Origin of the sequence: Rhodococcus ruber, assembly GCF_027270735.1 — a bacterium.
Taxonomy (GTDB): domain Bacteria; phylum Actinomycetota; class Actinomycetes; order Mycobacteriales; family Mycobacteriaceae; genus Rhodococcoides; species Rhodococcoides rubrum_A.
Window position 1 is genome coordinate 239,748 of sequence record NZ_JAPWIJ010000002.1, and the last position, 14,181, is coordinate 253,928.

The following is a 14,181-nucleotide window of genomic DNA, read 5'->3' on the forward strand; positions in this document are numbered from 1 at the left end:
GCGGAGCTCAGGCCTCGGCGCTGGGGGTTCCCTCGGCAGAGGCGCGTGCAGCAGCGTCGGCTTCCATGGCCTCACGCAGGCTACGCGGACGCATATCGGTCCAGTTCTTCTCGACGTACTCCAAGCACGCGGCGCGGGTGTCTTCACCGAAGACGACACGCCATCCCTGGGGGACCTCGGAGAACGTCGGCCACAGCGAATGCTGGTCTTCGTCGTTGACCAGCACGAAGAAGCGTCCGTCTTCGTCATCGAACGGGTTGGTACTCATCTCGCCTCACTCGTCGCAAACGTTTGATTGGTACGTGATGCACCGTGAAGTGCACCACGACACTAGCAACGCGGGTGCCTGCCCGGTGCCGTCAGGCCTCGAGAAAGCCGAGCAATTCCGCATTGACTGCCTCGGGGCGCTCGAGATATCCGTAGTGGCCGGCATCTGCTATTTCGACGTACCGGGCACCTGGAATGGCGTCCGCCAACTCCTTGCCCAGGTACGCGGGGATCATCCGATCGTCGGCGAACCCGACCGACAGGCACGGAACCGACACCCCTCGGTAAGCCGAAGTTCGATCGAAATCGTCCTCCATGCCCAGCTGGGCACGTACACCGGCCGAGGGCGAGGATGCCGAGAACTCGAACAGATCCAGCCAATCGCGGGCACTGCGCCCGTCACGCAACGTCGCAGGCGACAGGTTCATCACTGCAGTCACCGCCGCCGAGTACGTTCCCGGGAGCTCGACCCGCTTGTCGTAGAGGGCCCGCTCACCGTGGGCGAGAGTCTTCTGAAACTCGTCCACTCTGGCGTGCCCTGCGAGGAAAACGGCCTTGCGCACCAGATCAGGCCTGGCCAAAGCCAGCTCCTGCGCGACGCGTGAACCCATCGACGTTCCGACGACGAAGGCCTTCTCCTCGCCGTTGCGGACGAGTTCGATCAGGCCTGCGGTATCGGCGACCATGGATTCGATAGTGATGCCGTGAGTGCTCTCCGACGACGGCGCGATGCCGCGATTGTCGAACGTACACACCCGATACCCCGCTGCTGTGAGAGCGGGCACCTGGTGCAGCTCCCACACGCGGCCGGGGCTACCGGTACCCATAACGAGAACCACCAGGTCTCCACTGCCTTTGACCTGGTAATTGATGTCGATGCCGTTGATCTTGGCGATAGGCATAGGTCTCCTCACTGCTGATGCGTCCGTCGGCGATCGTATCGTTCGGGGCCGACACGGGGTTACTCGTACAGCCAGCGGGTACCTGGTGTTACATGACTGACGAGAACGTAGCGGGCGAAGCACGCAAGGGATTGCTCGACGGAATCAAGGGCAAAGCCAAAGAGGTCGTGGGCGCGGTGACCGGCAACGACTCGTTGACTGCAGAAGGTCAGTTGCAGGCCGCCCAAGCGCGCGAACGCAAGGAGGCCCAAGCCACCGAGCGGGTCGCGGAGGCTCAGGCCACCGACGCCGGCGAGGAATTGGCCGACGTGCGCACAGCTGCCGAAAGCCGACGGGAAGCTGCCGAGAAGAACGCGGCGGTGACCGAGGCCAACGCGGATAGAGTTCGCGAGACCCAGGTGGCTGCAGCCGAGCAGAACAAGCGCGAGACTGTGGCGCAGGAGCGCGCAGCGGCAGAGGTCGATGCAACTGCCGAGCAGATCGAAGCCGACGAGGACCGGCGCATCGAGCAGGCCGCTGCGGACTCCGACGAAATGGTGGCCGCACAGAAGCATCAGGAGGCACTTCGTCAGGCCGAGGCCGATCGCAAGAAGGCCGAAGAGCTCCGCAATCAAGCCTGAACCACTACCGCAAAACAGGAGTTTCGTTTTATGAGTGTCCTAGCCATACCGATGACCATTCTTCGTATTCAGTACAAGATCGCTCGAATTCCGTTGCAACTCATCGAGACCAACGTTGTCGAGAAGATGAATGCGGAATCGCCCGCCCGCCTGGTGTACGAGCACACACTGGGATCACTGGACCGCGCTGTCGGAAACCTGTTGGGCGACAGAAGCCTTGCTGATCGCGGCGAGACGTTGGTCGACAGCACCGAGAACCGAGCCGAGGCAGCGCGCCTGGACGCCGAGGCCCGCGCCAAGAAGGTCGCTGCGGACGACGAGCTGAAGGTTGCTCGTGAGACCGCGGAGAAGGATCGCAGAGCGGCCGACGCCGCGGCACAGGAAGCAGCCCGTGACGCGCGCCAGGAAGCTGAGCAGCGCAAGTGCGAGGCTGCTGAAGAGGCTGAGCGCGAAGCCGCCGCCAAGAAGAAGAAGGCCGACGAGCAGGCTGCGGCAGCGGCAAAAGCTGCCGAGGATCGCAAGAAAGCCCAGCAGGCGCAGGTCGACAAGCAGGAAAAGCTGGCTGCAGCGCCGTCCGAGGCCGAATTGGCCGAGGCTGCAGAGCGTTCCGAGGAAGCCGACGCCAAGAAGGATGAAGCAGAGCGCATCGAGAAGCTGTTCATCGCCGAGAAGAACAAGGACTGACCAGATTGAATCACTCGAATTGAGTTGATGGTCAACCTTTTCCAGCCCCGCACCGTGTTCTCGGTGCGGGGCTGGATTGTTTGCATGGGCTTACGCGATGTGGGGGCCGGCTCGGGCGTGGGATTGTCGGGGTTTTCGGTAGGGGTCGACGGTGGCGGGTGGTAGGAACCACGGGTGGTTGTCTGCGGCGATGAACACTTCCCAGTCACTGTGGTGGATCAGTCGGTGGTGGAATCCGCACAGCAGAACCAGGTTGTTCATGTCGGTGGGGCCACCATCGGTCCAGTGCCAGATGTGGTGGCCTTCGGTCCAGGCGGCGGGTTTGCCGCAGCCGGGGAACGCGCAGCCGTGATCGCGGGCAGTGAGGGCGCGTTTCTGTTTGGCGGTGACGGTGCGGGCGGTGCGGGCGAGGTTGATCGGGGAACCGTGTTCGTCCATGACGATCGCGGTGAGAATGCAGTCGCAGGCGAGCTGCCGAGACGTCTCACGGGAGAGTGGCCCCATCCACGGTAGCCACCCGACGGTGGTGCCGTCACCGAACAAGTCGCGATACGCGCCACGATCGGCGGTAGGTCCGGTAGCAGTGTCGCAACCATCGCCGCTGCCACCGGCACAGTCATCGTTGCTGCTGTGGCTGGCGCAATCATCGCCGCTGTCGCTGACAGTAGCACCGCCGACATTGCCGTTGTCGGATTCGGTTGCGGTGCTGCCGTTCTCGTAGTTCGAGTCGGAGTCGGTGTCGCTGTCGCTGTCGCTGTCGCTGTCGCTGTCGCTGTCGGCGTTCATGGTGCGGCGCAGGTTTGTGAGGTCGCGGAGGGTGATGTGCAGGTTGACGTGCGGCTTCTCCCCGCCCTCGGTGGGCCGGTTACTCGAGGCGAGGTAGCGGTCGAGGATGTGTCCGAAGGCGTCGGCTCGGCGTCGGGCGGGGCTGCGTTCGTCCTGGGTGCCGTCGGCTGCCGGTCGGGGTTCGGTCAACGGTGAGAGCGCAGTGAGGAGTTTCTCTCCGGTGATCGCGTCGAAGTCACCTTTCAGGACGAGGCGTCCGTTGAGGGTGGTGGAGGCGAAGAGTTCGTTGCGGTCGGTGTCTTCGGCAGGTGGTGTCTTGCCGCCGTAGGTGTCGTGGAGGCGGGTGATCGCTGCGCGCAGTGGCCCGGTGCGGGCGTCGGGTCCGGTGGCGGCGGTCAGCAATGCTGCTCTGGCGACGTCCTGGCCTTCTTGCGGGAGGTTCTTCGGTGGTGTTTCGGCGAAGGTGAGGATCAGGGCGGCGTGGTCGACGGAGATGCTGCCGGTGTTGACGGCGTCGGCGATGTCGGGGAAGTTCTTCAGTCCGCGGGCGAGGGCGACGATCTTGGTGGCTTTGCCCGGGGAGAGCAGTGTGGTGGAGGTCAGCCACCCTGCTGGGCCGGGGAAGCCGAGTTTCTCGCGGCTCACGCGGGTGTCGATGTCGGCGACGAGCGCGATCCGGCGGGCTTCGAGGAGTTGGATCTGGTGGGAGACCGCGGTGGCGTCGGCGAGGAGTTCTGCCTCGCTCAGTTGCCAGATCTCTGCGGTCATGGGGGTAAGTGTATCGAACATGCATTCGACTGGCAATGATAGTCGAATCGAAAACTATTGCCCTGCATAAGGATTCGGAAACAGTAATTTGTCGGTGAGCCGTGCTAGGCGAGTCGACCGCCGACCCTGAACGTCGCTCGGTACGCACTGGGTGAAACCCCTAACTCCGCGGCGAGCTGATTCCGCAATGACGCGGCCGTGCCGAATCCCGTGTCGTGCGCGATGCGTTCGACGGTCAGGTCTGTGTTCTCGAGCAACTCCCGCGCCCGCTGCACCCGCTGCGCCACGATCCACCGGGCCGGGGACATACCGACTTCGGCCGTGAACCGGCGTGAGAACGTCCGAACACTCGTCGATTGCCGTCGAGCCAGGTCCTCCACCGACAGAGGCGCACCCAAATTGCCCAGCGCCCACTCCTGCGTGCCCGCCGTCGATGTGCCGTACGTCAGTGGCACCGGAGTATCGATGTACTGCGCTTGACCGCCGCTGCGATGGGGTGGCACGACGGTTCCTCGGGCCACCCGATTGGCCACCACCGCACCGAAATCCCGACGAATCATGTGTAGACACAGATCGATTCCCGACGCCTCCCCGGCCGCCGTCAGAATGTTGCCATCTTCGGTATAGAGCACGTTCGGATCGAGTTGTACTTGGGGATACAGCTCTGCGAACCGGGAGGCCGACTTCCAGTGAGTGGTAGCGCGTCTGCCGTCGAGCAGCCCCGCTGCGGCGAGAACGAACGCGCCTGTGCAGATCGACGCCAATCGCTGATTCGTCACCACGCGGAACAGGGGCGAGACCGCGGCAAGGTCGGTCTCGTAGTCAGCGTCGGAGGCCGGAACGATCACGGTATCGGCCTCGGCCACAGCGTCGAGCCCGTGTTCGACGAGTATCCGGACATCGGAGTCGGTCCTGACAGGTCCCGCTGAGTCGGTGCAGGTGATCACCTCGTACAGCGCATCGCCGGAGTCGGAGTGCGCCTGCCCGAACAGGCGGTGGACGATGCCCAACTCCATGGCAAGTAGGCCGTCGCGGACATAGACGGCAATGCGATGCGTCATCGCCGAATCCTCCCACGTGGTATTTCCTCTGGCGCGCCGACCAACCTCCCGGTTTACTGTTGGCTCAGCGACGTGGACGACCGTGACGTCCGATGCAGACACGACGATCAGGAGTTGGCTCGAACGATGAGGGAACAGCGCACGCTCTCGCCGATATTCGCGACACTGGTGATCGTCGGCGTTCTTGCCGTCCCCCGACTGGATCTGCCGTGGGCGGGCATCGCGGGGTGGGGACTGGCTTTCGTCGCGGCAGCGGCCTGGCTGATCACAGCACTACGGCCGCGGCGGGCGAGCCGACACGGGTAGCCGCGCCACCCAGACTGTGGCCGAAGTCTTGCACAAGTTGTCATTCATGACACTGTTGTTCGCGGGCCAGCTGCCCCAGGATCGAACTTATGAACATCTTGTGGGTCTACGCCCATCCAGACGCCCGCTCACTGAACGGCTCCCTACGCGACGCAGCGTTGACCCAGTTGCAGGCCGACGGCCACACCGTCGAACAGTCGGATCTGTATGCAATGCAGTGGAATCCGGTAGTTACCGCTGAGGATTACGCCCACGATCCGACGGAGCGATTCCAGGTGGCGACCGCATCCAGCACCGCCCTCGCGGCCGGCACCCAGAAACAAGACATCGTGGCCGAGCAACAGAAGCTGCTGCGTGCCGATGCCGTTGTGCTGCAGTTTCCGCTGTGGTGGTTCTCGATGCCCGCGATCATGAAGGGCTGGGTGGATCGCGTGTTCGTCGAGGGATTCGGATACGGCATCAGGGCATCGGACGGCAGCACGCGGCGCTACGGCGACGGCATGCTCGCCGGAAAGCGCGCGATGGTCGTCGTCACCATGGGCGGCAGCGAACACACGGTGTCGCCACGCGGTATCAACGGCGACCTCGACGAGATGCTGTACCCGATTCAGCACGGCATCCTGTTCTACACCGGCATGTCCGTTCTTCCGCCGGTACTCGTGGCGAGCGCCGACCGGATGACCGAGTCCGATTACGCTGCAGCAGAATCGGAACTTCTCCAGCGAATGAAGGGTCTGCACACCGAGGAGCCCATCCCCTATCGCACCCAGAACGGTGGCGACTACGACCGACGATTCGTACTGCGCGAGCACATCGAGCCCGAGGACACCGGCGTCCGAGTACACACCATCAGTTGATCAACCGAGAATGCGAGCGAGAAACGCACCGATGTTGTCTTCGACTGCTGCGGTGCGGGTCTCGACATCGAAGTCTTCCTTGAACTGCCGACCCAATGCCGGGGTCTTCTTCTTTCGCGCGTAGAGCGAGCACGCGAGGTCCGAGCAGATGTAGGTGCCCACCGTATTTCCACGCCTGCCGGACTCTCCGGCCTTGGCAGCAGCCATCAGCGACACCCCGCCGTTGGCGTGCGTGGTGAGGCAGATGCTGCACATCTGCGCCGTGCGCGGCCCTCCGGGCTTGTAGCGCAACGCGATTCCGCGCAGATCATCCCCAGACGGAACGACGATGTAGCTCCTTCCGGCGAGCTTGGGATCCACCCAACCGAAGAAGTCGAGATCGTCCCACGGTACTGCGTCGAATGCCTCGGGAAGGGTGACCCGTTTGGCGTCACCCTTGGACGAGTTGACGAACGACGACCTGATGTCGCGTTCGGAGATCGGTTCCACGTCACTGCCTCCAGTGCTGTAAAAGTATGTCGATTCCGTCGAGGATGCGTGTCCACGACTGCTGCGAGTCGGGCGCACTGTGCGCGAACGAGCCGGCCGCGTCGAGGCTGGCATAACCGTGAAAGACACTGCCGAGCAATCGAACTGCATGAATCTGATCCTCTTCGCCGAGGTCGTATCCCCGCAGGATCGCCTTCATCATCGCCGAGTGACGCACTCCCGCACTCGCAAGAGCGGTCTCGTGATCGAGCGGAAACTGCGTCGCCGCGTAGCGACCGGGGTGCTCCCGCGAATAGTCGAGATATGCGTTCGCGACGGCAACCAGAGCATCCTTGCCTGCTCGGCCCGCGAGAGCCTCCGACACCCGATCGGCCAGTTCCTCCAACGCCAGCAACGCGATGCCGACGTTCAACTCGTGCGAGTTCTTCAGATGCGAATACAAACTCGCCACCTTGACGTCGAAACGTCGCGCCAACTCGCTGGCAGTCACGCGATCGAAGCCGACCTCGTCGGCCAGATCCGCTCCTGCTGCCACGATGCGCTGCGTGGTCAATCCTGCGCGTGCCATGCCGGCCTCCTCCTCTGTACGAGAAGACCGTAGCCGAAACTAATACCTATAGGCAAATAGCTAATGCACTCAACGCCCCTGCCACGCCTCCCACAGCTGTGCGTACCGTCCACCGGCTGCGACCAGCTCCTCGTGCGGACCCTGCTCCAGGATTTTTCCGTGTTCGAGTACCACCACGCGGTCGGCCGCAGCGGCCTGCGTCAGGCGATGCGCGACGATCAACGTGCTGCGACCCTTTGTCGCGGCCTCGGCGGCAGCTTCGAGTTCTCGCGCACCGGAACTGCCGGCCTCCGCGGTGGCCTCGTCCAACACTGCGACGGCCGGGTCGGCGAGAACCAAACGCGCTAAAGCCAATTGCTGCGATTGTGCCGCGGTCAACTGATGCCCGCCCTCACCGACGGCGGTATCGAGTCCGTCTTCGAGCGCCTCGACCCACCCCCATGCCCCGACGGTACGCAACGCGGCTTCGACGTCGGCGCGTTCGGCGTCCGGCGCGGCCAACCGCACGTCGTCGATCAACCGGCCGGCGAAGACGTGCACTTCCTGACTGATGATTGCGACGTGACGGCGCAACCCCTCACTGCCCAGTGCGTCCAGCGTTGCGCCGCCGACGCGAACCGCCCCGGAGGTCGACGCGATCGAACCGGCCGCGATGGCCGCGATGGTCGATTTGCCGGCACCGGTGGACCCGACGAGCGCCACCGTCTCACCCGCAGCGACGCGAAGGTTCACCCCGTGCAACACGTCGTGCCCCTCCTCGTACGCGTGTCGCAGATTCGCGACTTCAAGGGTGGCGTCGGCGGGCACGGAACCGTCGCCCACCGGCCGTTCGTCGGGAATGTCGACGACGCCGACCAGTCGGGCCAACGATGCACCGGCAGACTGGATGTCGTCGAACGTGAACAACAACGTGCCGATCGGATTGAACAGGCGATGGAACAGCAAGGCTGCGGCCGTCGTCTCGCCGACGGTGACGTAATCACCTCGTACGAGCAGGAAACCGGCCAGCAGGATCACCGACAGTCCCACGCATTCGGCACGGTTGCTGCGCGAACCGAAGCGGGTGAAGAGTCGAAAGACATCCAGGCCGATGTCTCGGGCCTTGGCCGACGACCGGTCGATGTCACTCAGATGGGCAGACTCGAGTCCGTACGCGCGCACCGTCTTTGCGCCCTGCATGCTGCTGACGAACGACTGCGCACGCTCGCCCATCGCGACGCGTTCGGCCGCGTACAGCGGAGCCGACCGCGGCAGATACCACCGCAGCGCCAGCACGTACATCGGCAATGCCACCAGTCCGGCGAGGCCGAGACGCCAGTCGATTCCGAGCATCGTGACCATGCTCAGGCACACGAGCAGGAATGCGCCGACGAGCTGCGGGATCACTTCACCGATCGACTTGGCCATCACTGCGACGTCGTCGCCCACGCGAGAGAGCAAGTCGCCCTTGCCTACTCGTTCCAACGTCGCCACCGGCAGATGCAGGGCGCGACGGACGACGGCTTCGCGCAGCGAGGCCAGGATTCCCTCGCCGAGGGTGCTGATGAGATAACCACTGAATCCGGTGACGATTCCGCCGATCACCGCGGCCACCGAGATCACCACGACGACACCGATGATCGTCGAGGTGTCGGCTCCGTCCCGGACGCGGTCGACCAGCACGCCGAGCACGTACACCGGCACCAGCGACATCCCCGCGGCAATTGCGCCGAGGAGCAGCGTCACTGCCGTTCGTGCCCGTCGTAGTTTCAGCTGTTCGAGCAGCCACTTGCCGGACCGTGCCCCGGTGGCGATCGGAAGTAGTTCGGGGGTCGTCATCGCAGCACCGTGTCCTTGTACTGCGCGTCCGAGGACGCGAGATCGTGGTGCGTTCCCTCGGCGACGACGCATCCGCCGTCGACGACGAGAACGCGATGGGTCACCGACAGCAGCGCAGGGCTGGTGGTGATGAGGATCGTCGTCTGCGCCGTGCTCCCTGCATGTCGCAGTTCGGCGACACCGCGGGCTATGGCGTGTTCGGTGACGGCGTCGACGGCCGTCGTGGGGTCGTGCAGCACCAGCACCGGGGCATCGACCGACAGCGCCCTGGCCAAGGCGACTCGTTGACGTTGCCCGCCGGACAGGCTCGCTCCGCGGTCGGTGACGGCGTGGTCGAGGCCGGCTTCGTGCAGTTCCACGACGTCGGTGGCCGCGGATGCCTGCAGTACTCGGTCGAGTTCGGCCTTGGGCCGCTCACGCCCGGCGGTGACGTTGCTACGGACGGTGCCGGCGAAGAGGTCGGTCAGGTGCGGCTCGACGAGAACGGTCTCGCGAGCGCGTCGGAGATCGATCTGCCCCGCCGGGATGCCGCCGATGCGAACCGATCCGGTGTAATCGGACTCGGAGATCTGGCCGGACAGCAGTGCGGCGATCGCTTCGCCGTCCTGCGGCCGGTAGGCCACCACTCCGATCAACTCACCCGGTGCTGCCCGGAAGGCGAGGCCGTCGAGCGATCGGAACCGAACGTCGTCGACGGTCAGTTCGGTACCGACCGGAACCGCGGACTCGGACTGCGGTAGAACGTGTTCCGCGCCGAGCACGAGGGCAAGCCGATCGGCCGATCCACGCACCATGGCCACCACACCGGGGATCTTCGACAACCCGGTGAGAGGTTCGATGACGAATTGCGACAATCCGATGACGGTGATCAACTCACCCACCGAAATCCGGCCTTGCAACGCGAACCAGCCTGCGGTTCCGGCAATTCCGACGGCGAGCAGTGCGTTGACCGCCGCGGCGAGGCCCTGATAGACGTTGTTTGCGCGGGCCAGTTTCAGCGTCGCTGCCAATGCCGTTCGGCTCGACGTCACGAACCGCTGCGTTGCAGCGTTCTCGGCACCGATACCGCGCAGGGGCCGCACTCCGCTGACCAGATCGGTGGCCATTCCCGATACCCCGGCGATCTCGGCCTGCTGAGCGGTGGCCGCACGAGTGAGCAATGGGGCGAGTCGCTGGAGCGCAATCAGAATCACCGGAGTACCGATCACGACGGCCAGACCGAGAGGAATGTCGATGATCAGCAATGCCACCGCCGACGCCACCACCGCCACGGCCGATGCGAAGACCCGGGCGATCAGATCGAGGATCCACGACTCCTTCTCGGCATCCGAGGTCGACACCGTGAGCAGCTCCCCCGCCGACAGCTCGGTCCGCAGTCCCCGGGGATCGAGGACGCGTCCGGCCACCTCGACGCGCACCAGGTGCGCCTCACGCTCGATCGCGACGACGATGATGCGAGCTCCGATGCGCCACGCGTACGACAGGGTGACGAACAGGGCCGCCAGCCCGATCAGCGAGACGATCATCGCCGTGACGTCGCCGGTGTCGATGGCCCGCGAGACGATGAGACCGATGGCCACCGGGACCATCGTTTCGCACAGTTGATGTACCCCGAACAGCATCGACGAGCCGATCAAGCGAGCGCGATGGCGTCGAACGGTGCGGCGCAGAATTGCGGAGCCGGTGGCCGGAGGAGGGCCCTCCACCACCGTTCGAGCAGGGCGGAGCGGTACAGAATCGGTCATTTGCTGCAGCCTAAGGCATCGGGAACTGGCGATGGGGTGCCACATTTACATAGAGTCGTGGCCAGGAACACCACGTAAGTCCAGTAGAGAGTTCGGAGAACACCATGCCTGCCAAGACATCGACCGACAACGACATCGCCGACGAAGACATCGTCCCACTCGAGTACGAGACGGCCAGCCAGGCTCAGCGTGTCGTCGCTGCCTACGCGACCGATGCAGACGAATGCCGCATGTTGTTGTCGATGCTGGGTATAGACCCCGTAGCGAAGACCGACTGACAGGTTTTCGCAGGGCTGTTTTCCCAGGGATCTACAAGCGGATTGGACAGTTGTGGCTGACGCCTCGCAGGGTTCGGATTTTGTCGTCGTAGCCAACAGGTTGCCCGTCGATCTGGAAAAGCTTCCGGACGGAAGCACGCGATGGAAGCGAAGCCCCGGCGGGTTGGTCACCGCCCTCGAACCGATCCTGCGCGCCAACAAGGGTGCCTGGGTGGGATGGGTCGGCGTGTCCGACGTCGACGTCGAGCCGTTCGTCGAGGACGACCTGCAGCTGCGACCGGTGCCGATCAGCGAGAAGGAATACACCCAGTACTACGAGGGGTTCTCCAACGCGACCCTGTGGCCGCTCTACCACGACGTCATCGTCAAACCGGAGTACGACCGCGACTGGTGGAACGCCTACGTCGAAGTCAATCGCCGCTTTGCCGAGAAGACATCCGAGGCGGCGGCACAGGGCGCGACGGTCTGGATCCAGGACTACCAGCTCCAGCTCGTCCCGAAGATGCTGCGCATGCTGCGCCCCGATCTGACCATCGGGTTCTTCCTGCACATCCCGTTTCCGCCGATCGAGCTGTTCATGCAGATGCCGTGGCGAACCGAGATCGTCGAAGGACTGCTCGGTGCCGACCTCATCGGCTTCCACCTCTCCGGCGGCGCACAGAACTTCCTCTACCTTGCCCGACGCCTCGCCGGGGGAACCACATCTCGCGGAACCGTCGGAGTGCGGTCCAAGCTCGGCGTCGTGCAGGTCGGCTTCCGGACCGTGCGCGTCGGAGCCTTCCCCATCTCCATCGACTCGGGCGACCTCGACACCAAGTCTCGCTCCAAGGCCGTCCGCGATCGCGCGAAGCAACTCCGCAAGGACCTGGGCAACCCGAAGCGCATCATGCTCGGAGTCGATCGACTCGATTACACCAAAGGAATCGACGTCCGGCTCAACGCTTTCCGTGAATTGCTCGAAGAGGGCCGCGTCGACCCCGCCGAGAACGTCATCGTGCAGTTGGCCACGCCCAGCCGGGAACGCGTCGAAAGTTACGTAGCGATGCGCGGCGAGATCGAGCAGCAGGTGGGCCGCATCAACGGCGAGTACGGCCAGGTGGGTCATCCGGTGGTGCATTACCTGCACCGGCCGATCCCCCGCGACGACCTGCTGGCCTACTTCGTCGCCGCGGACGTCATGCTGGTCACCCCGTTGCGCGACGGTATGAACCTCGTCGCCAAGGAGTACGTGGCCTGCCGCAGCGACCTCGGCGGTGCGTTGGTACTCAGTGAATTCACCGGTGCCGCAGCAGAACTGCGCCAGGCGTACCTGTGCAATCCACACGACCTGGACAGCGTGAAGGACGCCATCATCGGCGCGCTCGAGCAGGAACCCGAGGCAGGAAAACGCCACATGCGTGCCATGCGCCGGCAGGTGCTCGCGCACGACGTCGACCGCTGGGCCCGCTCCTTCCTGACCGCGCTCGCACAACCTGCGGAGGGCTCGAACCCCACGCAGCGTTAAATCGCTTTCCTTCCGACCGTCGACGGCTGTAACTTTGCCGTCGACGGTTTCTTTTCATGTATCGAGTTCATGCGCTTTCACGTGAGGAGGTGGGCATCGTGGCCACCTGGACAACAACACCCCCGAGCCCTCGTTCCTCCTCCCCGAAGGATCTCGCATGTCTCCACTCGACCACTACGGTCTCGATCAGCACTGGCTGACCGAATTCGAAAAGCTTTCTCAGAAAACAATTCTCGCCCGCGTCGTTCGCGTCGACCGCGGTGAGTTCGACGCCGTCACCGACAGCGGCATCGTCCGATGCACCGGTAACAACATATGCACCGGGGATTGGGTGACACTGGACGAGCACTCGTTGCGGCTGAGCGCCATCCTGCCCCGCCGGACAGCCATCGAACGCGCCTCCGCCGGATCGACATCCGAGACACAGGTTCTCGGAGCCAACGTCGATACCGTCGTGGTCACCGTTGCGTCGGACACGGCTCTCGACCTCGGTCGCGTCGAGCGCTACATCACCCTCGCCTGGGGCAGCGGCGGCGTTCCCGTTCTCGCGATCACCAAGAACGACAGCGGTAGCGTCGACGAGGAGCGAATACTGGCAGCCGCACCGGGTGTCGCCGTATGCAGCACGAGTGCTGTGTCGAACGGCGGAATCGACTCACTGACAGAACATCTGCGGGGCACGGTCGCACTGATCGGGCCGTCGGGATCCGGAAAGTCGACGCTCGGCAATGCTCTTCTGGGTGGCCCGGCTTTCACGACCGGCGCCACCCGCGACGCCGACGGCAAGGGCAGGCACACGACAGTGCATCGGGAGTTGGTGCCGATTCCGTCGTCCGGCCTCGTTCTGCTGGATACACCCGGTCTGCGGTCGGTGGGTGTCCAGGGATCGGAAGATGCTGTGGCGAGCGCCTTTTCCGACATCGAAGAACTGGCCGCACAGTGCCGGTTCGGTGACTGTGCGCACGAACGCGAGCCCGGATGCGCAGTGCTTGCCGCCGTCGAAGCGGGCGAGCTCACCGAACGCAGACTCGGCAACTATCGAAAGCTGCTGCGGGAGAACGCGTGGGCCACCTCGAGGCACGACGCCCGAGCCCGCAGCGAAAAGCTACGCGAGTACAAGCAGATCTCGAAATCACTGCGCCGGAAATACGCAGCCGACGGCAAGGTGCGGTAGGTCAGCTCTCGTCGAACAGCGAGGGGCTCTCGCTCTCCGCCTCGGCCTGCGGACTCGAACCCCCGTTGTTCGATGCCTTGCGTACCACCTCGACCGTGGTGGTGCGCACCGACAACCGATGCCCGTCGTGATGTTCGAGCAACGCCAAACCCTGACGAATCTCGAGCACCTTCCACGGGCCGGCGTGCCCGGACGCCTGAACCAGGTCGCCTGGTGCGATCTCGGAAGCCACTGTTGTTCTCCATTCGGCGAGCGATCGGGTTCGAGCAAGTCTGTGACACACACCCTATCGGGCACCCGCCGACGCGCACTCACTTGCTCGGCGAACAATTTAGGAGTACTCATGTAATAGTT

At 64.2% G+C, this 14,181-nt stretch carries 16 protein-coding genes; 7 read left to right on the forward strand and 9 right to left on the reverse strand.

The annotated features are described in order from the left end of the window. Positions 1-7 precede the first annotated feature (7 nt). Together O4220_RS04860 and O4220_RS04865 are read right to left on the reverse strand one after the other, a co-directional pair. Positions 8-268 carry an MbtH family protein gene (locus O4220_RS04860; RefSeq protein ID WP_032376226.1) on the reverse strand — a complete coding sequence of 87 codons (261 nt, stop codon included), beginning with the start codon at positions 266-268 and terminating at the stop codon, positions 8-10. Positions 269-359: 91 nt separating this feature from the next. Next, entirely contained in the window at positions 360-1,169 is an 810-nt protein-coding gene (locus O4220_RS04865) for an alpha/beta fold hydrolase (RefSeq protein ID WP_269602506.1), read from the reverse strand. 92 nt (positions 1,170-1,261) lie between these two features. Between O4220_RS04865 and O4220_RS04870 the strand changes: the two genes are divergently transcribed. Continuing rightward, positions 1,262-1,789: a general stress protein CsbD gene (locus O4220_RS04870; RefSeq protein WP_269602507.1), complete on the forward strand. Its 528-nt coding sequence runs from the start codon at positions 1,262-1,264 to the stop codon at positions 1,787-1,789. A 30-nt stretch (positions 1,790-1,819) separates the two neighbouring features. After that, on the forward strand, positions 1,820-2,473 hold the full coding sequence (locus tag O4220_RS04875) for a hypothetical protein (protein ID WP_269602508.1): 654 nt from the start codon (positions 1,820-1,822) through the stop codon (positions 2,471-2,473). 90 nt (positions 2,474-2,563) lie between these two features. Here O4220_RS04875 and O4220_RS04880 read toward each other — a convergent pair whose 3' ends face one another. Together O4220_RS04880 and O4220_RS04885 are read right to left on the reverse strand one after the other, a co-directional pair. Then, positions 2,564-4,027, reverse strand: a complete 1,464-nt coding sequence (locus O4220_RS04880) for an HNH endonuclease signature motif containing protein (RefSeq protein ID WP_269602509.1) — start codon at positions 4,025-4,027, stop codon at positions 2,564-2,566. Between the two features lie 104 nt (positions 4,028-4,131). After that, entirely contained in the window at positions 4,132-5,088 is a 957-nt protein-coding gene (locus O4220_RS04885) for a GlxA family transcriptional regulator (protein WP_269602511.1), read from the reverse strand. Between the two features lie 126 nt (positions 5,089-5,214). Between O4220_RS04885 and O4220_RS04890 the strand changes: the two genes are divergently transcribed. Both O4220_RS04890 and O4220_RS04895 read left to right on the forward strand, forming a co-directional pair. Beyond that, the gene (locus O4220_RS04890) at positions 5,215-5,394 is read left to right on the forward strand and encodes a hypothetical protein (RefSeq protein ID WP_269602512.1); all 180 of its coding nucleotides are present in this window, start codon (positions 5,215-5,217) and stop codon (positions 5,392-5,394) included. Positions 5,395-5,483: 89 nt separating this feature from the next. After that, on the forward strand, positions 5,484-6,251 hold the full coding sequence (locus O4220_RS04895) for an NAD(P)H-dependent oxidoreductase (RefSeq protein WP_269602513.1): 768 nt from the start codon (positions 5,484-5,486) through the stop codon (positions 6,249-6,251). Here O4220_RS04895 and O4220_RS04900 read toward each other — a convergent pair whose 3' ends face one another. The 4 genes from O4220_RS04900 to O4220_RS04915 form a co-directional block, all read right to left on the reverse strand. Beyond that, positions 6,252-6,740, reverse strand: a complete 489-nt coding sequence (locus tag O4220_RS04900; protein ID WP_269602514.1) for an FBP domain-containing protein — start codon at positions 6,738-6,740, stop codon at positions 6,252-6,254. 1 nt (position 6,741) lies between these two features. Next, entirely contained in the window at positions 6,742-7,308 is a 567-nt protein-coding gene (locus O4220_RS04905; protein ID WP_269602515.1) for a TetR/AcrR family transcriptional regulator, read from the reverse strand. A gap of 69 nt (positions 7,309-7,377) precedes the next feature. Next, entirely contained in the window at positions 7,378-9,126 is a 1,749-nt protein-coding gene (locus tag O4220_RS04910; RefSeq protein ID WP_269602516.1) for an ABC transporter ATP-binding protein, read from the reverse strand. After that, on the reverse strand, positions 9,123-10,871 hold the full coding sequence (locus O4220_RS04915; protein WP_269602518.1) for an ABC transporter ATP-binding protein: 1,749 nt from the start codon (positions 10,869-10,871) through the stop codon (positions 9,123-9,125). Before O4220_RS04915 ends, O4220_RS04910 begins: the two co-directional genes overlap by 4 nt. A gap of 104 nt (positions 10,872-10,975) precedes the next feature. Between O4220_RS04915 and O4220_RS04920 the strand changes: the two genes are divergently transcribed. The 3 genes from O4220_RS04920 to rsgA all read left to right on the forward strand — a co-directional run bounded on the left by O4220_RS04920 (position 10,976) and on the right by rsgA (position 13,827). After that, positions 10,976-11,149 carry a hypothetical protein gene (locus O4220_RS04920; protein WP_008710019.1) on the forward strand — a complete coding sequence of 58 codons (174 nt, stop codon included), beginning with the start codon at positions 10,976-10,978 and terminating at the stop codon, positions 11,147-11,149. Positions 11,150-11,201: 52 nt separating this feature from the next. Next, on the forward strand, positions 11,202-12,653 hold the full coding sequence (locus O4220_RS04925; RefSeq protein WP_032376219.1) for an alpha,alpha-trehalose-phosphate synthase (UDP-forming): 1,452 nt from the start codon (positions 11,202-11,204) through the stop codon (positions 12,651-12,653). A gap of 157 nt (positions 12,654-12,810) precedes the next feature. Next, positions 12,811-13,827 carry a ribosome small subunit-dependent GTPase A gene (gene rsgA, locus O4220_RS04930; RefSeq protein ID WP_269602520.1) on the forward strand — a complete coding sequence of 339 codons (1,017 nt, stop codon included), beginning with the start codon at positions 12,811-12,813 and terminating at the stop codon, positions 13,825-13,827. 1 nt (position 13,828) lies between these two features. On the opposite strand, the gene O4220_RS04935 is transcribed toward rsgA, so the two are convergent. After that, on the reverse strand, positions 13,829-14,059 hold the full coding sequence (locus tag O4220_RS04935) for a hypothetical protein (RefSeq protein WP_269602521.1): 231 nt from the start codon (positions 14,057-14,059) through the stop codon (positions 13,829-13,831). Between the last annotated feature and the right edge of the window lie 122 nt (positions 14,060-14,181).